This window comes from Primorskyibacter aestuariivivens (assembly GCF_028023675.1).
Classification (GTDB): Bacteria; Pseudomonadota; Alphaproteobacteria; order Rhodobacterales; family Rhodobacteraceae; genus Marinovum; species Marinovum aestuariivivens.
In genome coordinates this window covers 14794-36396 of the sequence record NZ_JAQIOZ010000029.1, presented here as the reverse complement: position 1 = coordinate 36396, position 21603 = coordinate 14794, and the positions used below count along the sequence as shown (strand labels likewise).

Here is a 21603-nt window from a genome sequence, read left to right as displayed (position 1 = left end):
CCTTGAACTCCGGCGAATGGTTCTTCCGTTTCGACATCTCTAATCTCCTTATCGTCGAAGACCAGCAGACAACAAATCGTAGCTTACGTCAGTGTCCGAATTTCAGGGGGTAGCTCAAAGCGATATCCAAAAGCTGATGTGATAGCTTGGGCGGAGGTAATCATAGGCTAAGATGCTTTGCCAGTCATCTTCAGTATGAAGATCACCATCGGTCAGGATTGGCGCATAGAAATGAGTTTCCAGCCACCTCGCACGGGCACGCCAGACATTATAGTACCGGTAGCGGCGTGCCTCCAACGCCATGAATAGGAATACAAGTACTCCGACGATCAAAAGGGGTATCGGAGAGGCTTCTGGAGAGGAGAAGGCAATTGATAGAGAAACTCCAAGACTCACAACCGCCCAGTTTGTTGTTGTATCAAGCCGCGTTCGCCAAATAGTGCTTCGATAAACTTCCCCTCGATACAAATGTGCCAAAGCACCTATTTCTGCGGAACTAAATTCTTGTGGAGCATCAGGTTTGCGTTTCTCGGGCATAAAGGGCCTCGTGATTTTATTAGTTGGAGATCATGTCTTTGCGTCGTTGCCGACCGTGGGTGAATGAAAGCCGGGTCGTTCAAATTACTCCAAGGCACACGCTCTTGATTTCCAGATACTCGTCGATCCCGTATTTGGAACCCTCGCGGCCCAACCCAGATTGTTTCACACCGCCAAAAGGTGACACTTCAGTCGAAATCAGGCCTGTGTTAACGCCAACCATACCCGTTTCTAGATCTTCAATAAGTCGCCAAACTCGGTGAGTATCGCTTGAATAGAAATAGGCTGCCAAACCAAAGTCCGTATCATTGCTGAGTTCGACAACCTCTCGTTCGTCTTCAAACCGAATGATCGGGGCAAGGGGGCCAAATGTCTCTTCCTTTGACACGCGCGCTTCAGCTGGAACTTCAACTAGGACTGTAGGTTCAAAGAAATTCCCGCCTAGTTCATGGCTTTTACCACCGGTGAGAACCCTCGCCCCTAACTTGATAGCGTCTTCAATATGTTCCCGCACCTTGTTGGTGGCCGCGTCATTGATCAGAGGCCCAATGCTGATGCCTTCGAGCAAACCATCTCCAACGCCCAATGCTTCAACCTTCGTGGCAAATTTTTCGCAAAATTCTTCATAGGCCTTGGACTGAACATAGATTCGATTTGCGCAAACACATGTTTGTCCGGCATTGCGGAATTTTGCCGCTACAGCGCCGTCGACAGCTGCATCAATATCAGCGTCATTGAATACTATGAACGGTGCGTTTCCGCCTAATTCCAAGGATACTCGTTTTACGGTTTGGGCGCATTGACCCAATAGTATTTTGCCTACCTTCGTCGAGCCGGTGAATGTCAGTTTTGCGACTTTAGAGTTGTGACAAAGCTCTTTACCAATTGCCGGAGCATCGAGGCTTGGAACGACGCTGAACACAGCTTTTGGCAGGCCTGCGCGTTCTCCAAGAACGGCCAGTGCGAGAGCCGATAAGGGTGTGAATTCAGAAGGTCTGGCGACAAAGGAGCACCCAACAGCAAGGGCCGGGGCGACCTTTCGTGCAATCATAGCTACTGGAAAATTCCAGGGCGTGATTGAGCCAACGACCCCCACTGGCTGCTTGAGAACCATAAGCCTTTTGTCGCGTTGGTGCCCTGGAATTACATCGCCGTATACACGTTTGGCCTCTTCCGCGAACCATTCAATAAATGAGGCGCCGTAGAGCACTTCGCCCCGCGCTTCGGACAAGGGCTTGCCCATTTCTGCAGTCAGGATTCGGGCTAAGTCGTCGACGTTTTCAACGATAAGTTCATGCCAACGTTTCAGAATGGCGGCACGCTCCTTACTGGTTTGACGCGCCCAAGCTTTTTGCGCTTCGAACGCCGCATCGATTGCCAGCGAAACGTCGTCAACAGAAACGTCTGTTACATTTGCGATCAAGTTGCCCGACGCAGGGTTGTGGACTTCGAATGTGTCGCAAGTTTTCACCCAATGTCCGCAGATATACGCGCGCGTCTCGAGAAGAGATGGATCCTTTAGATTAAGCATCGTTCTCCTCCCGGGCTGCGAGTACCGACGCTTCGAGAATATCGAGAGCGTCGCGGAAGGTGCTTTCTTCAATGGTCAATGGCGCGAGGAATCGGATGACATTTCCACGCACTCCGCAGCTCAGCAAGATCAATCCTCTTGCCAATGCTTCAGATTTGACACGATTAGTCATTTCCGGATTGGGTTTTTGGCCATCTGGCGAATTCAGTTCGATGGCTACCATGAACCCTGGGCCGCGAATATCCGCGATTTCAGGTACTACTTCGCTGATCTTTTTTAACCTCTGTTTGAGCGCTGAACCGAGTTCAGACGCCCGTGCGCAGAGGTTTTCTTCCCTGATGATATCCAAAACAGCATGAGCTGCGGCGATCCCCAACGGATTACCGCCATATGTTCCGCCAAGTCCCCCCGGCTCTGCCGCGTCCATCAAGTCTGCGCGACCAGTCACGGCCGCCAGCGGGAGCCCGCCAGCAAGCCCTTTCGCCATTGTCGTGAGATCAGCTGTGACTTCGTAAGCTTCCATCGCAAACAGGTGACCAGTCCGAGCAAAACCCGTTTGTACCTCGTCAGCAATCAGAACAATGCCATACCTGTCACAGATTGATCTCAGTTCGTTCATTAGCTCCGCAGGCGCAGGATAGAATCCACCTTCGCCTTGAACGGGCTCAATGATTATTGCTGCGACCCTGTTTGGGTCCAAATCCGTAGCGAACAAACGGTCGAGGCTGGAGAGAGACGCATTCGTTGAAGTTTCATGCAATTCTACTGGGAACGGTATATGAAAGACATCGGGCATCATTGACCCAAATCCCTTTTTATAAGGGGCGACTTTTCCCGTGAGTGACATCCCCATAAACGTGCGACCGTGGAAACCACCTCCGAAGGCGACGATAGCTTCTCTTCCTGTAGCAGCTCTGGCAATTTTTACCGCGTTTTCGACTGCTTCAGCTCCGGTGGTTACAAAAATCGTCTTTTTGTCAAAATCACCGGGAACTGCATGGTTCAACCTTTCTGCTAAATGAATGTAGTTCTCGTAGGGAAGCACCTGGTGGCAGGTGTGTGTGAAATCCTGCAATTGACTGGCTACGGCTTGGACAAGTTTAGGATGGCAATGGCCAGTATTTACAACGGCAATTCCTGAAGCGAAGTCGATGTATTTCGCCCCTTCGGAATCCCAGACTTCCGCATTAGAAGCGCGGGTCGCGTACACATTTGTTTGCATGCCGACACCTCTGGCGACAGCATTGTTACGACGGGTTAGGAGATCAGCATTGGTCATGTATGCCTCTTTTCATAGAAATGTTACGGAGGTTGTTTTTCCGATCGGCTACAGAGAGATAGATTGCGCGATCGAAACATCGGTTTCGGCAGGTAGTCTCACTAGGCGTGAGCCTTCTGTGAATGCGGCTAAGGATTGAGGCCACACTGTGCCTGGCCAACGAATTTCCAGCTCACCTTTGCGTGGCCTGTAGACCGCCGTGTAGAGCGTTCCAAAACCTCGCGAAAAAGCCGTCGAATACAAAGGGGGTTTGAGAAAAGCTCCGATGAACTTTTCTTCTGTATCTCGGTGTAATCGAAGTCTTTGCAATAGAAACCGCTCGCGTTCGACTGTGGCGGTAAATCGTGCATGGCTGAGCCACTCCACCGTTTCCTGGTGGTTTGTAGCGACTGCGGACGACGAAACTATGGCCGGTCGATCAGGTGCCAACATTACCGTTCGAAACCGACGCCTAGAGTCTAGTACGGTCACGTTGTAGCTCATGTGGCAAGGCAATCGCGCCAAGGTTTCAGACGCTTCCTCGACCGTTTCGCAGATCTGAAGAACATATCGCAGCAGAAGGGGGACGCCAAACCCATCTCCAACAATCCGCCGGCCACCAAATGTCAGTGAGACGGCGAGACCAGCGTCATTGACGCCATCGACGAGTCCAAACAACCCGTCGGTTACTCCCATGATAGAACGACCCATCCATCGGGTTCTAAGAACGAGGCAATCAAAAGCTTCGGGGCTATAGTCATAGTTGCGCACCAATACAGGCTCGCGACCCGCCCATACTGCTTGAGAGCAACCAGAGAGATAAGGTGGCGGGCAATAAAAGCTCAAAAACCTCGCGGTTTGGTCACTGCCGCCCGACAGTTCACACAGTTCATCATAGACTGGCACGATTTCAGGCATATGCTTGATTAGGGCTTGCCTGCTCTCTCGGAAATTTGGACGGCAGCCCAAACCCTCTTTCGTCCACCACTTCTGATAGTGCGGCCAGTACTGCCGAAACAAGTCTGACCACACTTCACCCGGAGTGTCTTCTGAGATCGCGCGCCAGATCATTGCGTTGGTTGTGTCAAAGGGCTTTGAATGCCCGATCCGAGAGCTCCGGCCCTGCCGTTGCCGCTGGCAGTGGAGACCCTTTTACTGCTTGCTCGATACCGTGAATCCAACGTTTGGCCCGGCTATTTAGTTGAAAGTTGCGGGTCATAGAACGGCCGCGCGTCACGAGAATGCCGATGTCCGCCCCTTCATAGCGATAATCGCCGGGTTGCATGATGCGCAGGAAAAAGGCCTCGTTTTCGGTTTCGACCGCGCGCCGGTGATAATCAAACCGGTCAAATTCGACCCGCCCGTCTTCGTGCATCCTGTAGATGCCGGTTTCAGGCACTTCGGAACACAGGTCCACGGTGTCTTCTGTGTGTTTGATCACCATTTGGGACCAGCCATCGATCATCGATGGATCGGCCCAACGGTTGTTCAACTCGTCAGTATCGAGGTTGAATTTACGACGGGAGAATTCCAACAGGTGGAATAAGAACAGTGGTGCATCCGCGTGGGCGAAAGCAGCGTGGTTGGTCATAGAGGAGGCCCCCGTGATCCTTGGGTTCAGTTCACCCAGCCAAAGCTCGCCAGTGGACTTGTCTACTAAGAAATCCAACTCAAAATAGCCGCGATAGCCTTCTTTGCGCAGCTGTTCGCCAAACCTAAAGGTCATCTCGCGCGCTTTCTGGCGAGTTTCCTTGGAAAAGGCGGTTGCGAAAATTTCGTTGCCGCACCATCCGCCGCGATAGGGGGTCAGTTCTTTGAAGCCGACCAGTTCTGTCATCAACGGTCCAACGATTGTTCCCTCTTTTGTTGCGCAGGCTTCAATGGCCGATCCACGGCAATTGATGCGCTTCATGACTTTGATTTCGTCCTCGCCGACGATTTCGTGTTCGTGGCGACGGAAATCAGCCGCGGATTTGATGAAGAAAGTTGTGTGACCAGAATCCCCAAAGGCGGATTGTAGTACCAGATCGTTGCCCAGCCCGGCCTTTTCGGCCTTTTTGGTCAGATCTGCGTAATCTTTGATTTCGGTCAGCACATTCGGCACCGAAGGCACGCCTGCCTTGTTGCCGATGCGCACGGTTTCAATCTTGTTATCCATCTTGGTACGCAGCTTAGCCTTGGGGAACCAGATCTCGCCGCCCAGATCCTTGACCAGGCTTTCGGTTTCTTCGTCAAACATCAGAAAGACGAATTTGGGTTTGCCGCCCCGGCGTTTCACAAAATCGATTACCTCTTTGTGTTGCAGCAGGTAGTTGTTTATTTCTTCGATCGACTGAAACTCTACATGGGGCAGTTTTGATGGACAAAAAACATTGGGATGCCGCCCGTCAAAACAGTCATAGTAGCTGATATATTTGAAGTTTTTCACCCATTCATCCAGGCCAAGCAGATTGAAGTTGGTAGCAGAGACGAAATAGATAGGGCTTTCATTACGGTGAAAAAAGCGACGAATTTCAGAGATGTTGCTCAGCGTGGATACGGTCATTTCTTGTCTCCATTTTGCGAAACAGTTTGAACAGAATGTTTTGCGGAATGAGCTTCCAGCGCGTCTTTTGTGAAAACCCGCAACCCGAGATCAGCCCGGTAGCCATGTATTTCGCTGACATCGAGCGCCAGCATGAATTCCAATATTTCCCGGCTGACGACCTGTCCGGGGACAAGGATCGGGAAGCCAGGAGGGTAGGGGATGATAAAACTTGCTGAGACCACTTCGACATCGTTCTCAAGGGCGTTCCTAAGAGACCCGGTCAAATCCATGTAGTCGCAGTTTTGTTCGTCGTAACTAAGGAAAAACGCTGAACGAATGTCGCCTTCGGGGGTTTCGTCGCTGTCGCGGAAAGCATCGTGGAAGCGGCTGAAGTCCGGCAGGGGCGGCAGGTTGTCGGTCAGATTGGCCACGCGATGGGAAAACGCCAGCCGTTCCATTTTGGACGCGTCGTCTAGCAGATCGTCTAGGTCTTTGGCGATTTCGACCAAAACTTCGATCAGATAGGCGACCGATGATCGGGTGGTGCCAATGTTGGTCATGAACAAGACGGTGTTCCGGGACGTCTTGTTGATTTGGATGCCATACTTGTCCATCAGGATTTTGGTTTTGAAGGTATCCCCATCCCAACCGGTGCCGCCCACAAGCAATGTGATGCGGGTCGGGTCCATGACGAATTCATCCTGCTGCCAGCAATCCCAGATGTCGATCCCTTCTTGCTCTGAATCGACGTAGCTGGTGACGCCGCTTTCCCGATAGGCGTCGGGGATCATGTCGGCCGCGCTTACGATGCGGAAATATTTCTTCAGATTGGGATGTTCAGTGATTGCGCGCCTTAGCGCCAGCGCCGCTTCGATCTGGCGCTGCACGAATTCATAACCCTCAAGTTCGACCTGTCGGCGGCCAACGTCGAGGCTGGCGATAATCTGGTAGTTTGGCGAGGTCGAGGTGTGGGTCATATAGGCTTCGAGGAAGCTTTGTTCGATTTCGCCTTTGAAATCCTGGTCATAGACATGGATCATTGAACCCTGGCGCAGGCTTGTCAGGGTCTTATGCGTGGACTGCGTGGAATAGGCGCGGACCCGGGCGGTGGGCGGCGGGATCAAACGCGTGGCCAGAAGGTCATCTTGGCTGGCGTCTTTCAGCGCCTCTTGTTGTTGTTCATAGGCCTCTTTATGCGCGTCCGAACGCAATTGATCGCGCAGCGTGCCTGCGGCACTCATTGCGGTGCGTGTCCGGTAGACAGGGTTGAACCGGGCAAAGGCAAACCAGGCCTCGTCCCAAAGGAAGATCAGGTCGGGTTTGATGGCCAGACATTCCTCCATCACCCTTTGCACGTTGTAGACGATGCCATCAAATGTGCAGTTCGTCAGCAACAGCATGCGCACGCGATCCAGCTTGCCGGCGGCTTTCAAATCCAGCAGCTGCTTTTTGATCTCCATGAGGGGAACAGCGCCATACATCGAGTATTTGTTCAGCGGGTAGCTGTCCAAATAGCAGACCTCTGCGCCCGATAGCACCATGCCGTAGTGGTGGGATTTGTGGCAATCCCGGTCCACCAAAACGATATCGCCTGGCTGCACCAGGGCCTGAACCACAATTTTGTTGCAGGTCGAGGTGCCATTGGTGGCAAAAAACGTCTGCTTTGATCCAAAGGCGCGGGCTGCCAGTTCCTGAGCTTCTTTGATTGGGCCCTGCGGTTCCAAAAGACTGTCCAGACCGCCTGAGGTGGCAGAGGTTTCCGCCAGGAATATGTTCGGCCCGTAAAAGGCGCCCATATCCTGAATCCAGTGGCTGCGGGTGATCGATTTACCCCGGCTGATGGGCATCGCGTGGAATACGCCGGTGGGTTGTTTGGAATAATCCACCAAGGCTGAAAAGAACGGGGTTCGGTAGCGTGATTGAACGCCGCGTATGATGTTCAGGTGCAGTTCCAGGAAATCTTCCTGATTGTAGAAAACCCGGCGGCAAATCCCCAGGTCCAATCCGGCAATGTCTTCAACGGATCGGTCGGTGATCAGATAGGCATCCAATTCTGGACGTTCCGCAGCCACAAGCCGACAAAGTTCAGGGCCATAGTCCTCGGCTGCCACATCGGAGAATTCACCTTGCAGCGCCCGGTTCAGATACCGGCGCAAGATCGGGTTGCGCACGTCAGAGCGCAGCGTCAATCCGGGGCGCACAACGATGGCCTGGATATTGTGGTTGAACAGGATTGCGATCAATGCGTCTTCGACGCTTTTGACCACCACGGGTTCGTAAATGAACGGGTCTTCCGGCCGCCGCATGGTGTTGATGTTAGAGCGCAGCCAGCGATCCTGTTGTTCGCTCAGATCATCGACGATCAGCACTTCGAAATAGGGTTTGGTCAACGCCCGTGCTTCTGGCGTCAGGGTGGCCTCGTCTTCGTGCTCTTCCGCTTCGACCTTTTCCCAATCAAGCGGGATCTGCCTCCGCCGATATGCCCCAGTGATCAGCGCGCGGGATATGCGATGGGAAAGAAAGGCTGCCTCTTTGTAGTTGCCATGATGGAATTGGCGACGAAGGTGCTCGAAAGCCGCGACCCCAGGGAATGCCCAATAAGGTTCGATAACGGACAGAGCCTCGCATAATTCTTCAAACCGGTTTTTGTTTTTGGCCAACTGCTGTTTTGGCCGGGCCTTGTTTAGATTTGCGGATACTTCGCGCAGCGAGCTCCAGCAGTCGGCCCTAAGCTGTATAGCTGAATGATAGTCATTTAAGTTCTGCATCCGCCCAGCCTTTCCTAGTCGTTTAGGGGAGTGGATGGGTTCGCCATGGGCAAGTCTCCCAAACCGGTGCTCAGCAAACCGTCCCGAGCCCCTTGAGCAGGCATCTCAAGCGGTCCAAGCGTTTGAAGGTAGTGGGCGTCTGCGCTGTTCTTTTCGTACGCAGAAAACTCAACTGACCGATCTCGAAAGCTCTTTAGTACTTGACCCAGTCCGCGTATCCCGGTTTCTCGCTGGCGGCGAACTTGATCCAGATCTATTTCGACTGGGAACATGTCCTCTTGTCCCCCAGATTGGTGCAATACCATGGACGCTGGGTCGACAACGCAGGACTTGCCGACCCCACCCGCCCCAAGTCCGTTCACGTCAAAGACGTAGCACTGAAACTGTGCTGCTGTTGCACGTGCAATGGCCAGCTCGGCATCGCGATCCGTAGTTCCCGTTAGAACTGGGTGGAGCAAAACCTCGGCACCTGCACTGGTCAGCTGTCTCGTCGTCTCTGGGAACCAAATGTCGTAGCAGATCGATAAACCAAACCTGCCAACGCCGGGGACGTCGAAAGTACAAAAATCAGTTCCAGCGTCGACACCGGCTTCATAAGGCAGAAAGGGAAACATCTTTCGATAGCGACGAACCACATTGCCGTCCGGGTCAATCACGGCAGAAGTATTGAACACTCTACCGTCATCCGTTTTTTCAAACATCGATCCAGGAATGATCCAAACACGGTGCTTCCTTGCGGCCTCACAAAAGCGATCAAGCGCATCATTGGATGTTGGCTGGGCAAACCGGTGAAGGGGGCCAAAGGGAGCGAGTTCACTGAATAGTACCATTTGGGTCCAAGGAAACCGGATCATCAGAACATCCAGCTTGCTCAGCATCTCATCAACATTCGATCGTAGGGCGTCGATGTGCATTTGGATTCCGGCGATTGCAAAAGGAGTCATTGAGTGACCCCCTCAACCAGACTGGTGACGCCTTGCGTATTTGGATCGCCGAGATCCCAAAAAAACCCAGTCATGACAGCCAAACCTTGCTCAACGACCGATGTTAACAAGTGTTCATCTGGTGAATGCTGAAGACAGTCAGGGTAGGAGTGAGGGATCCAAACAGTTGGGATATTGAGAATTTCTGTGAAGCAATCATTTGGAAGTGAACCACCCAAATTGGGAAGCAGTATTGGAGCGACTCCCAAGGTCCTACTGACAGAGGTGGACGCAAACTTTACTAACGGGTGGTCCGGGTCCACGCGAGTGGCCCGGAAATACTCAGCTTTTCGGGGCTGAATAGACACATCAAAAAAGTCATTGTTATCCAGATGATCACGTAGCGCAGCTAAGGCCTCTTCGGGTTCTGTTCCGACGACATAGCGGAGTTGGCAAACGGCCTTTGCATGGGGCTGAATCGCATTGACAGGGTGGTTCGTGTCTCCACTGGAAATCCCAACCACGGAAAAGCTGTTTCCGGCAAAAACGCGTTCCGCAGGCGTGAAGTCTGCTGTTCCCCAGTCTCGGTCGATTTCCGCCTTTTGAAATACATCGGAGATAGAGGGATGCGCCAAGGCCTTCTTCACGCTTTGGTTTAGGGAAGTAACTTCCCAACCAGGAACGGTGATCCGTCCTTTTCCATCTACGATCAATGACAGCGCATTCGCTAGTCGGACAATGGGATCTTTTAGAAGTCCCCCCCAGTTGCCCGAGTGCATCGGGCTCTCGCGATAGCTTACCTCCAAATCAAACGTCATATTTCCACGCGAGCCCATAAAGAGCGTGGGAAGTTCGGCAGACAGTCTTGGCCCGTCAGAGCCCACGAGAAAGTCGGCTCTCAACAGATCTCCGTTCTCGCGGCAGAATTCACGTAGACCTTTCGATCCAATTTCCTCACTTGTCTCCAGTAACAGTCTGATGTTGAAACCAAGCTGTTTGCGTTCTTCCAAAATTGCTTTCCAGGCAAAGAAACTGACGAGGTGTTGCCCTTTGTTGTCAGCGACACCTCGGCCAAAAATCTTGTTGCCTTCGGATTTCAGCTTCCACGGATCCAGTCCCTCGGTCCATTGCCCCTCCATTCCGGAAACAACATCGCCGTGGCCATAAAAAAGCACAGTAGGTTGCTTTGGGTTTTCGATCCTTTCGGCTATCAGGATCGGTCCGCCGTCTTCGACGGGGTTGTCGAAAATTCGACACCGAAACCCAAGTGGATCGAGGTGTTTTGAGGAAACATGCTCCAAATACTCAAAAAGGTATTCGATCTTGTCAGGATCTTGGCTTTCGGATGAGATTTCGACCAACTCTGACAGGCTCCTTAAAAAGTCGCCTTCATTGATCGTGGACACAGCTCTATCTATTGCGGCCTCGCGGGCCGCAGCACATTTATCCGTCATTTTGATTGTATGAGGCCCCCTGACGAGGGCTCTCACCCCTTATTCATACAGATGACATTCGACCTTGCTGCGATTGATTTGTTGCAGCATGGGGGCATTCGATTTGCAGATATCCATCGCCTTCGCACATCGCGGGTGAAACCGGCATCCTGATGGTGGGTTAATAGGGTTCGGATAACTGGCACCCAAGTTGGTGTCTGGAACGCCTTGGCCAGGCTCCGGAGTTAGTACAGAGCCAAGCAAGGCTTCTGTATAAGGATGCCGAGGTTCATCGAATATCCTATCCGGGGGGGCTTGTTCGCAAATGCGACCCAGGTACATAACGATCACCCGGTCAGCCAAATGCTCAACCACCGACAAATCATGACTGATAAACAAATAGGTCAGCTGCAATTCGTCCTTGAGGTCCATCAACAGATTCAAGATTTGCGATTGCACCGACACATCCAAAGCTGAGGTTGGTTCATCGCAAATCACGATTTCAGGTTTCATGATCAGAGCACGAGCGATTGCGACCCGTTGCCGTTGTCCGCCAGACATCTGGTTGGGGTAATTGTTCAGAACCCGTTTTGGGAGACCGACCAAATCAAGGATTTCGATGACTTTGCGCTCATGCTCGGCAGGATCGCCAATGCCATGTACCCTCAACGGTAGCGAAATAATATCGCCAATCCGCTTGCGCGGATTGAGAGACGAATAGGGGTCTTGGAAGATTGGCTGAACACGGCGGGAGATATCTAGCTGTTTGTGTCCTTTGAGAGACTGGCCATCGATCAGCACCTCGCCAGAAGTTGGCTCCATCAGGCCAAGAAGGATCTTGGCCAAGGTACTTTTACCGCAGCCAGATTCCCCTACTATACCCAGCACTTCGCCTTTGTTCAGCTGCACGCTAATGTCGTTCAGCGCATAGAGTGGCTTAGTGCCTTTCATCAGTCCCTGGCTGATCATAAAGGTTTTCTTTATGCCGTTCAGTTCCAGCACCGGCGTATCTGAATGTGTCATCAGGCGATTGCCTCCTTGGCGATGGATGTTAGAGCCGTGTCGTCCAACACGCAGCGTTTGAAATGGTCATCAGACCATTTTTCCAATGGAACATTATTGTGACAGGCGCCATTTGCGTGTGGGCATCGGGAGCGGAAGGCACAACCGCGCATATCGCCGATCAGCGACGGTACGATCCCTGGAATTGAGCCCAAACGCGATCCGCGTGCAGTTTTTCCGGGGACAGGAATGCAACTCAGCAAGCCCTGCGTGTAGGGATGAACAGGCTGTTTGAAAACCTGTTCAGCAGTCCCAGTTTCCACGAACTCACCCGCATACATCACGGCCACGCGGTCGGCCATACGCGCCACAACCCCCAAATCATGGGTGATCAGCAAGATCGCCATTTCAAACTCTTCCTGCAATTCTTTCAAGAGATGCAGGATTTGCGCTTGAATGGTCACATCCAATGCCGTTGTAGGTTCATCGGCGATGATGAGATCCGGGCCACACATCAGCGCCATGGCGATGACCACCCGCTGCCGCAAACCGCCGGATAGTTGGTGGGGATATTGGCTTAGGCGACTGGCAGCCGCTGTGATCCCGACCTTTTCCAACAGGTAAATCGCCCGTTCGGTGGCCTCTTTGACCGACACATTTTGGTGGCGACGCAGGACTTCAACCAATTGATTGCCAATCGTGTAGGACGGGTTGAGTGCTGTCATCGGTTCTTGAAAGATCATCGCCATGCGGTTGCCGCGCATGTTTTGCAGTTCCGAGGGGGACATTTTCAGAATGTCCCGCCCCATGAATTGCATTTTGTCGGCGGAAATATCCGCGATCTTGGGCAGAAGTTTCATCAAGGAAAAGGCCGAAAGGGATTTGCCGCTGCCGGATTCCCCGACGACGCAAAGCGTTTCACCTTTTTTGATTTCAAAGGTCAGCCCACGAACCGGGTTTAGCATGCCGGCAGAGACCGGGATTTTGACGCGCAGATTTTCGACTTCGACAATGTTTGTCATGATGCGCTCCTTCAGTTTTTGCCGGCAGGGGCGGTGACATCACGCACACCGTCGCCCATCAGGTTGATTGACAGGATCAAGATGAACAGCGCTGCGCCAGGGATCATGATCAGCCAAGGTTCAAAGAACAGCATCTCTTTGCCTTCCGCGACCATCAGGCCCCAAGATGGTAAGGGTGGCTGTACGCCTAGGCCAAGGAATGACAGCCCTGCTTCCAATAGAATGGCATGTGCCATTTCCAGCGTTGCCACAACGATCAGGTTGTTCATGATATTGGGCATGATTTCCGTCAGGACGATGCGCAGCGTAGAGCAGCCGACCGCTTGTGCGGACTGTACGTAATCCATGTTGCGGACCTGCATGGTCGACGACCGCATGACGACGGCAAATCGATCCCACAGCAGGAAGCCCAAGACCATAATCACGATGTTCAGAGATCCGCCAAAGATGGCCACAATCGCCAGAGCGACCAGAACCACCGGCATAGAAAGACGCACGGTGATTAGATAGTTCACGACCATATCGACGCGGCCGCCAAAGTAACCCGCACAAACGCCAAGCGTCGTGCCGATTGTACCAGAGATCAGCACCGCGCCGATCCCAATGGTCAGTGAGATGCGCGCGCCATACAGCAGACGTGACAGGTAATCGCGGCCCAGATGGTCGGTGCCAAGGATATGTTCCCAGCTACCACCATCTTGCCATACTGGCGGAGTGAATCGGATCGACAGATCTTGCAAGTAGGGATCATGGGGTGCCAAGACAGGAGCCAACAGGGCGGCCAAGACGATGATGACAATGGCCCCGAACCCTAGCAAAAGGCTACGATGTGCCAGGATGCTCTTCTTCAGGATTTCTCGCGGTGAGGGCCCGAAGTCTTCTTCTTCGATTGAGTGAGTTACATCAGTCATATCAACCAATCCTGATTTTTGGATCCAGCCAAGCGTTCAGAACATCCGCGAGGAAGGTCAAAACGATGTAGATCAGTGCAAAGACGAGTATGAGCCCTTGAACAGTTGGAAAATCATTCCGTCCAATGGATTCCCAGGCAAGAGAGCCGGCCCCATTTAGGGCAAAGATGCTTTCGACAATCACGGAGCCACCAAGCATAAAGCCGAATTGTACGGCTGCGAGGCTGACAACTGGGATGATGGCGTTGCGCAGAGCGTGCTTAAGGAAAACAGATTTCGTAGTCAGGCCTTTAGCGCGTGCTGTCCGAATGTAATCGGATCCAAGCACATCCAACATTCCTGCGCGGGTCAAGCGCATGAAGGCAGGAGCGGCATAGTATGACAGGACAACTGTAGGCATCAGGAAATGTAGCCAGGTGTCTGAACCGGATGCTGGGAGCCATCCCAATGTGACAGTGAAGATCACGACAAGAACCAAGGCAAACCAAAAACTGGGCAACGCCTGACCTGAAACCGAGATCAACAGCGCGATACGGTCGATGATGCTGTTGGGGCGAATGGCCGCCAGAACACCCAAAGGCACTGCAAGCGACAGAGCAAATGTGATCCCCATGGCACCCAATGTCATGGTTACCGGCATGTGTTCCGCAATCAGGTGTACAACGGGGGTTTTGAAGTAAAAGCTTTCGCCCAAGTTTCCACCGATGGCCCGCAACAGCCAGTCAAAGTACTGAACAAGAACGGGTTTGTCGAAGCCATAGAGCTGACGGATGTTTTCAATGTCCTGATCTGTCGCACCTTCGCCAGCCATTGCGATCGCGGGGTCCCCGGCTAGGAACAATAGGCTGAAACTGATGAATGAAACGGTGATCGCCACCAGTATCGCGAGCAGCAGGCGCTTCAAGCTATAGATAAGCATGAGGGTCCTTTCTGAGAATTAAAAGAGGCGTCGGGTCGGAAACCAACCCGACGCCCAGTTGGCTCAGTCTTTCAGGGAGGATTTACTTCCACCGAGCCTGGAAGAAGCGGGGAACTTCATCCGGATAAGGTGTGAACTCGAGCTCGTCGCTGTAGACGTAGTTCACGTTATAGGAAAACAGCGGCAGCCAGTAGACCTCGTCAGCAATCTTACTCAGCGCTTTTGCGTAGTTTTCCTTGCGAACAGCTGGGTCAATCGATGTGTCGGCCGTGGTCAACCATGTCTTCACATCAGCATCCAATGCATAGTCATCCTTGCCGTGGCTAAAGAAGTGACTGGTAATGGCCGATACATCATTCACCGAGTTCGATCCCCAGGTCATGAACTGGAACGGAACTTCACCGCCTTGGACCTTGTCGCGCAGGGCTGCATATTTCAGGTAACCAAAGTCAACGCTGATCCCCACAGCCGCCAGATCGCCAATAATGGCTTCTGCGTAGCCGCGGTCACGATAGGCAAAGAACGGAACGGTGAACCCATCAGGATACCCGGCTTCGGCTAGAAGCTCTTTGGCTCTCGCTGGGTCGTAGTCATATTTGGCAACGTCCTGGAAGCAGCCGAATTGGCTTGGGAAACAGGCCGAATGCACAACTTTGGACGCACCTTTCAGCAGCGCGTTGACGATCGCTTCGCGGTTGATTGCATGCGCGATGGCCTTGCGAACGCGGATGTCAGACATTGGCGTCTCGCCGGTGCGGCCTGCGGAGTCAAAACTAACATAACCGATCCGCATTGTGGACTCATTGGACACGGAGAATTTTTTACCCAGTTTTTCCGCCTGATCTGGCGGAACTTGCCAAACCCAGTCAACGCCACCGGACAACAACTCAGCGAATTGGGTGTTACGTTCAGGAATGGTGCGCCAAACGATTTTGCCAATTTCTGCAGTACCTTTTGGCCCAGCAAAATAGCCGTCGTTTTTCTCGAAAACATAGCGTTTGCCGGCCTCGACCGATGTTACTTTATAAGGACCGGTGCCAACCGGGTTGCTGCCCATGCCTGCAGTACCGACTTCGGCGTGATATTCGTTCGGATACATCACCACGGGTCCCGACAGATATTCCAGTGCCGCCGGGAAGGGTTCTTTCAAGTGCAGGCGCAGTGAATAGGGGCCAGTTTTCTCTGCGCTGGCAATCCAGTTGACGTTGCCTTGGTTTGATACGCCGTTCTCAGGTTTGGATACCCAGTTCAGAGTATAGACCGCGTCATCCGCATCGAAAGCTTCGCCGTTGTGGAATGTGACGCCTTCGCGTAGCACGAAGTCAATAGTTGTCGCGTCAACCCACTCAAAAGACTCGGCTAGGTTGCCAAGGTATTCACCTGTCGCTGGGTCACGATACAGCAATCCATCCCAGACATGGCGAGCGATGACGATCATCTCGCGGGCAGTCGCGGAGTAAGCGTCTAGATTTTCAAGTTGTTTGGCAAAGGCGACAGTCAAAGTGTCGTCTGACTTGCCCGCTAGTGCCGGAACACCGCTCGTGGCCAAGCATGCCGCCAAAGCTGCCCCGGTGAGAAGTGATTTCTTGCGCATGATTTCCTCCCATGATCCGCAATACGATTACGTTATCCGTTAAAAGAGCACAGCATCCGGCAAAAAGTCAACAACTTAATCGAATGAAAGCTTGCGTAATCGCATCGCGGAGTATACTGAGTTATTTGAGGAGATAATACAAAATGGCAGAATCGAGGAAGACAGTAGGTGTGTTTGACAAAGCGCTTAACGTGCTTTCGTGCTTTTCTGCGGACATGCCAGACTTGACAATTGAAGAGATTTCACAGGTTACAAAGATAAATCGCAGCTCAGTACAGCGTGTTGTTTTCACTTTAAACGCAATGGGTTACTTGGAATTTGAAGAGCAGGGCAGGGCATATCGAATTAGTCAGAAACTGCTTGGCCTTTCGTTCTCGTATCTAAAGAATAGCCAGTTACTTCGAATGGGAATGCCTGTTCTCGTTCGCCTGGCCAACACATCCAACCTTCGGGCGGACCTCGTGGTATTGGACGGCAACGAGGTCGTGTATCTTGCTAGGATCCCAAGCAGGGCAGAGGCATTTTCGGTATCTCCTGCTGGCAGGAGGTGGACAGCCGTATCAAGTGCCTACGGGCGAGCGATTTTGAGCACGATGCCGGATGAGCAGTGTGAACGCATCTTGCAGTCTTCGAAAATACCCACACCAACTTCGCGAACCATAACTGACATGGACGTGATCAGGTCCAAAATCAGGCAAGCAAGCAGTGATGGGTTCGCCTTTCAATTGGGGGAGGTTATTGAAGGGTCAGCAGCCATTGGTGCGCCGGTTTTTTCCCCGTCTGGAAAGGCGATCGCGGCCGTCGGATTGGGTACAACAGTAGGTGAGATGGAGGCACCGGAGAACCGAAGTTTGCTTTCTAAGATGGCTATGGAAACGGCGCTTACACTTTCTCGTATGAATATTTCTGTTTAGGTCTTGGATATGCCTTCACTTTCGGAAAAACGCGAAAACCCATTGTTTGTAGACTCTATCGAAAGAGCGTTTGGTGTGTTGAATTGCTTTCTGGCAAATGGGCATGAGCTAACAAACAAGCAGATTCAAACTGAGACGGGCTTGACATTTCAAACTGTCGATCGCGCAATTAAAACGTTGGAATCTCACGGCTATATTGAGAAAAATGAACGTAAGAAGACTTATCAGCTTGCATTGAGAGCCCTGGATTTTCAGTATAAATTCTTGATCACTGACCCGTTGGTCAAGATGATTTGGCCTCTTCTCGTCGATATCCGGGACAAGACAAAAGGCCGAGTGTCGTATTGTGAACTCGACGGAACGGAGATCGTTTATCTAGCAAGAATCGCCGGTGACGAAACTGATTTTCTCACTTCCCTTGTTGGACGTAGGAGACCAGCGTTCGCTACTGCAGGAGGAAGAGTCATCCTTTCCGGACTCGCACCTAAAGATCGGGATGGAGTGTTGATGGCCTCGAGTTTTGATCCAATAACGCCAAAAACAGAAACTGACCCGCGCGCAGTGATTGAAAGCATAGAAGCCATCGCCAACGATGGATACGCAATGACTGCAGAAGAGACGATCTTGGGAGAAGTGAGTTATGCTGCGCCAGTTCTCGGAAATGACGACAATGTTCGAGGGGCAATCGTAGTTTCGATTCGGGACGACGAAGCGGGAAAAGGCATCTCACAATCTGAATTGATAGCATTACTGCTGGCAGTTGCACGAAGCGTGTCCACTTAAGAAAAACGTGTGTGAACTCAGTGATGGCTCAAGGGTCGTTGCGACGGTTTCCGCTATCTCAGTTTCATCAGTTCGTCTCTGAAGGCTTCGGTTGGGGTACGCCATCCGAGGCACTTTCTGGGCGTGCCGTTCAGGCGGTCGCAAATCGCCTTCATATTGCGATTTGAGAGCGCCGCGAGTTGGGTGTCTCGAGGTAGATACCGACGCGCGCGTTTGTTCAGGTTCTCGACCGATCCCTTCTGCCAGGGCGCCTGCGGATCACAGAACCAGCTATCGGTGCCGATGCCCGACTTCAGCTTGCGCCACGCGCGGAACTCGAAGCCTCGATCAAAAGTGATCGACTTTCGGGCTGGCTGGGGCAGGGGTTCCATCACATCCATCAGCTTGTTGATGAAGTGGGTCGAGCTGCGGTCGTTGTTGCAGAACAGGACGGCAAAGCGGGTCTTCCGCTCGACCAGAGAGGCGACATTCATCGTTCCCTGAGAGCGCTCAAAGATCATCAAGTCGCCCTCCCAATCGCCGAACGTCTCGCGCGTCTTCACATGGTCTGGGCGTTGGTGGACGGATCGATCTGGCGGAAATACCTGGCCCCTGGGACGCCTGGCATAGCGCGGCCTGCGTTTCTTGCGCCGACTGGGCAAGTGGCGGGCCAGCTGCTCAGACTGGCCTTCGGGGCTGTAGACATAAGCATAGATCGTCTCGTGGCTCACTCGAATGGGCTGAGCGTCGTAGCCAAGCCGACCCGCGATCTGTTCCGGCGTCCAACCGACCTTCAATTGAGCGATGACATGGGCGCGCAAGTCTTCCAGGCGGATCAGCTTACGCCGACGCGCGCGCCGATCTGACGCGTACTTCTGCGCATTCATGCCGTAGTAACCGTTCAGATATGGCAGCTCATCATCGATGAAAAAGTTCCGCTTGAACTCGCGATAGACAGTTGAGCGGTGCCTGTCGATCTCAGCTGCGATCTTGCTCACCGGCACTTTCGCGTTCAGCATGTCTTCAATTGCGCGTCTCTCTCGCAAATCCAGCTCTGTGTGGGCCATGTCCGTTCTCCTTGCCTTTCAGCAAGATAGGGATTTTGTCGCAACCCAGTTTAGAATGTGCCAGGCTGAAGCGCAATTTCTGATAAGGTTTATTATGTTAAACAAAAAGGCAATTCACCTTGCGTGATATCCAGATTTCAGGTTCCCGTTTTCCCAAATGCGGAATGGACATCGCGCGATCGCTGCGTAAGCATGTTTAAACGCAACCGTCGTAGTTCTTCCGTCTAAAAGGTGCTTGTTCAAGAACATTTGTACAAACAATGAAGAGTCTGCGCCGTGAACCGCCGAATATGGAGCTATGTAAGATTCACAAACGGGGCTCGTTGATATCTCTCTTGCGATGGGCGCCTTTCCTGTTTCGCAGGCGAGGAACAGAATCGTCTTTGGTTGCACTCCTTCGACTTCCAATGCTGCTAAAAGCTGTTCGGAATTTGCGGGTTCTCCGAGGCCAAATGCAATAGAATCAGGCGAGCCGTGGCCAATGAAAATTAGGTGACTGTAGACCGCGTGGTTCAAAGCCCAGTAGCTGCCGAGTTCGTCGATTGTTCTAATGTCAATCCGCCTGACAAATTCGTCTGTCACCAAAATTCTTGAAAACTGCAGGACTGATTTTGCAAGAGGGTCTAGAAGGCTGTCTTCCGTCCTGAAATCTCCAATCCTTACAATCAAGAAGCCAAGGCCTCGGTGAGCTGCAGAAGAACCCACGGAGACATTGTTGCCATCATTGTCCACCAAGTCGATCGTGATTGTCCTGTCCGCGACGGCAACCACACGACTCTGCCGAAACGCAGAACCTTCGACGTTTTCAATGCCAATCTTCGACTTGGGGATAAAGACCTGCTCATCCACTTGCAGATTTCTGGCCATTACTTCCTCAGGATTGATCAATTGTTCGGACAGCTTCGCGCCTTGGAAGCGTCACGGTCAACAAGTTTTGGCGTTTGGACCTAAAGGCCTAGGACAGCTGCTTCGATGAACGATGCTTCGACGTGAAATCGCTTGATCAAAGATACCACAACAATCCGCTGGCGCCCTTCGACTTACCTTCCCCAAGCCTAACCGATCATTGCATCAGTGAAGCCGGGATTCATGTGTGCAGGCTCGCCATTTTGTCCGCTTTCCACAATGTGACGATGATCTATGCTCAAAAGATCTAGATCGGCAAGCTGACACCGGCGCCCACCGTGCAGAAGGCGCAGAATCTCGCTAACCGCGAGGCAGGAGGCTACCATTCCAACGAAGGGGGCTCCGACAGCTTTGCCCGCCAGGAGCGTAGCACCGCATTGATCAAGCGTCCCGGCTTTCACCAGTTTTTCATAGGCAACTGGCATGGCGTGGCCAGTTGAATAGTCTGCAGCTCGCCAAATATCGTCGGCCGGCCGGAGACCTGGTAAGACATGCATTCTGATTTTCTGGAAGTCGTGGTGACCCCGCCCCAGCCCGGCCTCGACAACCAAGTCAAAGCCGGCTTTGTCGAGTGCTCTGCGCCCAAGTGCATTATCGAGGCCGCACAAGGCGATGGCGGGTTCCGTAGGCTGGCGCAAAAAGTCGTCTGTAAAATACCGCTCCATCAGTGAGACCGAATATCCCCGGCCTTCTGCCCAATCGGCGAGAACACGGGTTTTTTTCTGGCCGACCATGGACGGTGCGGTCAAAATAGAGGTGCTATGTGTCGAGGTGGTGACGTCGTCGATATCCTGCAGAACGAGGGACAGAGCCGAGGGGTCTGCATAAGGTAACAGGCCCACATTCCAAAGATAGGCCTGTCCTAAGTGGCCGAGACCGATCAGCCAAAGTCGATTTGGTAAATACTTGAGCGTGGGTTCAGACGGATCTTCAGCGCGCCAATCGATGTCTGGATTGAGCTTCCAAAGAGACAGCCCTAGAGTGCGCCGACCAGCGATTGGCAAGGCTTTACTTACGTGAAAATATGCTTCGGCCACGGCGAGGGCAGCACTTAAAGTTGCCGCGGTCGCAATTGGAGCTTTTTGGGGAACTCCAAGTGCAGAATACGCTGGCATAATACCGCCTCGCCACCCCGCAGCTTGTGTGCGAATGGCAAACCCGTCGCGTCTGGGACGCGCGCCTCCCCCGATATAAATGACGGGGTCCTCACTCAAGTCTGACGCTATTACACCACCGTGCTTAATGATCTCATCAGCCAATGACTTGCTGCCCTTGTGCCCAGTTAACAGCGGCGCACTCGAGGCACCCGATACATGAACCCCACCCAGAAACACTCGGCTTGCAAGAGCAACGACCGTGAGTAACGCGGTTTGATGTTCAGGGCTGTCGGCATCGGCTGGATCAATTGATACTGAAAGTCGGTAGCCTTCAAACAGGCGTTTGGCGTCCTCGACGCTCTCAACGGTGCCGCTATCCAGAGCCTGTTTCATCAGGCGGTGAAGGGTGTCACCAGTTACTGGCATATCCAT

General features: G+C 52.6%; 17 protein-coding genes and 1 pseudogene. 2 read left to right on the top strand and 16 right to left on the bottom strand.

All coding sequences use genetic code 11. The annotated features are described in order from the left end of the window. Window positions 1-117: 117 nt before the first annotated feature. From PGB28_RS20865 to PGB28_RS20805, 13 genes and pseudogenes are all read right to left on the bottom strand, one after another. Window positions 118-537 (bottom strand): annotated as a pseudogene (locus tag PGB28_RS20865) (DUF2270 domain-containing protein); the annotation flags it as partial. Window positions 538-616: 79 nt separating this feature from the next. Next, the gene (locus tag PGB28_RS20860; protein WP_271423444.1) at window positions 617-2068 is read right to left on the bottom strand and encodes an NAD-dependent succinate-semialdehyde dehydrogenase; all 1452 of its coding nucleotides are present in this window, start codon (window positions 2066-2068) and stop codon (window positions 617-619) included. Next, window positions 2061-3347, bottom strand: coding sequence for a 4-aminobutyrate--2-oxoglutarate transaminase (locus PGB28_RS20855; protein ID WP_271423443.1), 1287 nt, complete (start codon window positions 3345-3347; stop codon window positions 2061-2063). Before PGB28_RS20855 ends, PGB28_RS20860 begins: the two co-directional genes overlap by 8 nt. Before the next feature lie 48 nt (window positions 3348-3395). Continuing rightward, on the bottom strand, window positions 3396-4397 hold the full coding sequence (locus tag PGB28_RS20850) for a C45 family autoproteolytic acyltransferase/hydolase (RefSeq protein WP_271423442.1): 1002 nt from the start codon (window positions 4395-4397) through the stop codon (window positions 3396-3398). Window positions 4398-4410: 13 nt separating this feature from the next. After that, entirely contained in the window at window positions 4411-5871 is a 1461-nt protein-coding gene (locus PGB28_RS20845; RefSeq protein WP_271423441.1) for a biotin carboxylase, read from the bottom strand. Further along, window positions 5868-8621, bottom strand: a complete 2754-nt coding sequence (locus tag PGB28_RS20840) for an aminotransferase class I/II-fold pyridoxal phosphate-dependent enzyme (protein ID WP_271423440.1) — start codon at window positions 8619-8621, stop codon at window positions 5868-5870. Before PGB28_RS20840 ends, PGB28_RS20845 begins: the two co-directional genes overlap by 4 nt. A 14-nt stretch (window positions 8622-8635) precedes the next feature. Next, window positions 8636-9565 carry a carbon-nitrogen hydrolase family protein gene (locus PGB28_RS20835; protein ID WP_271423439.1) on the bottom strand — a complete coding sequence of 310 codons (930 nt, stop codon included), beginning with the start codon at window positions 9563-9565 and terminating at the stop codon, window positions 8636-8638. Beyond that, window positions 9562-10998: a M20/M25/M40 family metallo-hydrolase gene (locus PGB28_RS20830; protein ID WP_271423438.1), complete on the bottom strand. Its 1437-nt coding sequence runs from the start codon at window positions 10996-10998 to the stop codon at window positions 9562-9564. The genes PGB28_RS20835 and PGB28_RS20830 overlap by 4 nt, the downstream gene beginning before the upstream one ends. A gap of 39 nt (window positions 10999-11037) precedes the next feature. Beyond that, a complete protein-coding gene (locus PGB28_RS20825; RefSeq protein ID WP_271423437.1) occupies window positions 11038-12000 on the bottom strand; it encodes an ABC transporter ATP-binding protein in 963 nt (320 codons plus the stop codon). Then, window positions 12000-13001, bottom strand: a complete 1002-nt coding sequence (locus PGB28_RS20820) for an ABC transporter ATP-binding protein (RefSeq protein ID WP_271423436.1) — start codon at window positions 12999-13001, stop codon at window positions 12000-12002. Before PGB28_RS20820 ends, PGB28_RS20825 begins: the two co-directional genes overlap by 1 nt. An 11-nt stretch (window positions 13002-13012) precedes the next feature. Beyond that, entirely contained in the window at window positions 13013-13912 is a 900-nt protein-coding gene (locus tag PGB28_RS20815; protein WP_271423435.1) for an ABC transporter permease, read from the bottom strand. Window position 13913: 1 nt separating this feature from the next. Further along, the gene (locus PGB28_RS20810) at window positions 13914-14831 is read right to left on the bottom strand and encodes an ABC transporter permease (protein ID WP_271423434.1); all 918 of its coding nucleotides are present in this window, start codon (window positions 14829-14831) and stop codon (window positions 13914-13916) included. 82 nt (window positions 14832-14913) lie between these two features. Further along, on the bottom strand, window positions 14914-16425 hold the full coding sequence (locus PGB28_RS20805; protein WP_271423433.1) for an ABC transporter substrate-binding protein: 1512 nt from the start codon (window positions 16423-16425) through the stop codon (window positions 14914-14916). Between the two features lie 143 nt (window positions 16426-16568). Between PGB28_RS20805 and PGB28_RS20800 the strand changes: the two genes are divergently transcribed. Both PGB28_RS20800 and PGB28_RS20795 read left to right on the top strand, forming a co-directional pair. Continuing rightward, complete coding sequence (locus PGB28_RS20800; RefSeq protein WP_271423432.1) at window positions 16569-17339, top strand: IclR family transcriptional regulator; 771 nt, start codon at window positions 16569-16571, stop codon at window positions 17337-17339. Window positions 17340-17348: 9 nt separating this feature from the next. Continuing rightward, window positions 17349-18122, top strand: a complete 774-nt coding sequence (locus tag PGB28_RS20795; protein WP_271423431.1) for an IclR family transcriptional regulator — start codon at window positions 17349-17351, stop codon at window positions 18120-18122. 53 nt (window positions 18123-18175) lie between these two features. On the opposite strand, the gene PGB28_RS20790 is transcribed toward PGB28_RS20795, so the two are convergent. From PGB28_RS20790 to PGB28_RS20780, 3 genes are all read right to left on the bottom strand, one after another. After that, a complete protein-coding gene (locus PGB28_RS20790; RefSeq protein ID WP_271423430.1) occupies window positions 18176-19168 on the bottom strand; it encodes an IS30 family transposase in 993 nt (330 codons plus the stop codon). 114 nt (window positions 19169-19282) lie between these two features. Next, on the bottom strand, window positions 19283-20035 hold the full coding sequence (locus tag PGB28_RS20785; RefSeq protein WP_271423429.1) for a hypothetical protein: 753 nt from the start codon (window positions 20033-20035) through the stop codon (window positions 19283-19285). A 188-nt stretch (window positions 20036-20223) separates the two neighbouring features. Then, window positions 20224-21603 carry a hypothetical protein gene (locus PGB28_RS20780; protein WP_271423428.1) on the bottom strand — a complete coding sequence of 460 codons (1380 nt, stop codon included), beginning with the start codon at window positions 21601-21603 and terminating at the stop codon, window positions 20224-20226.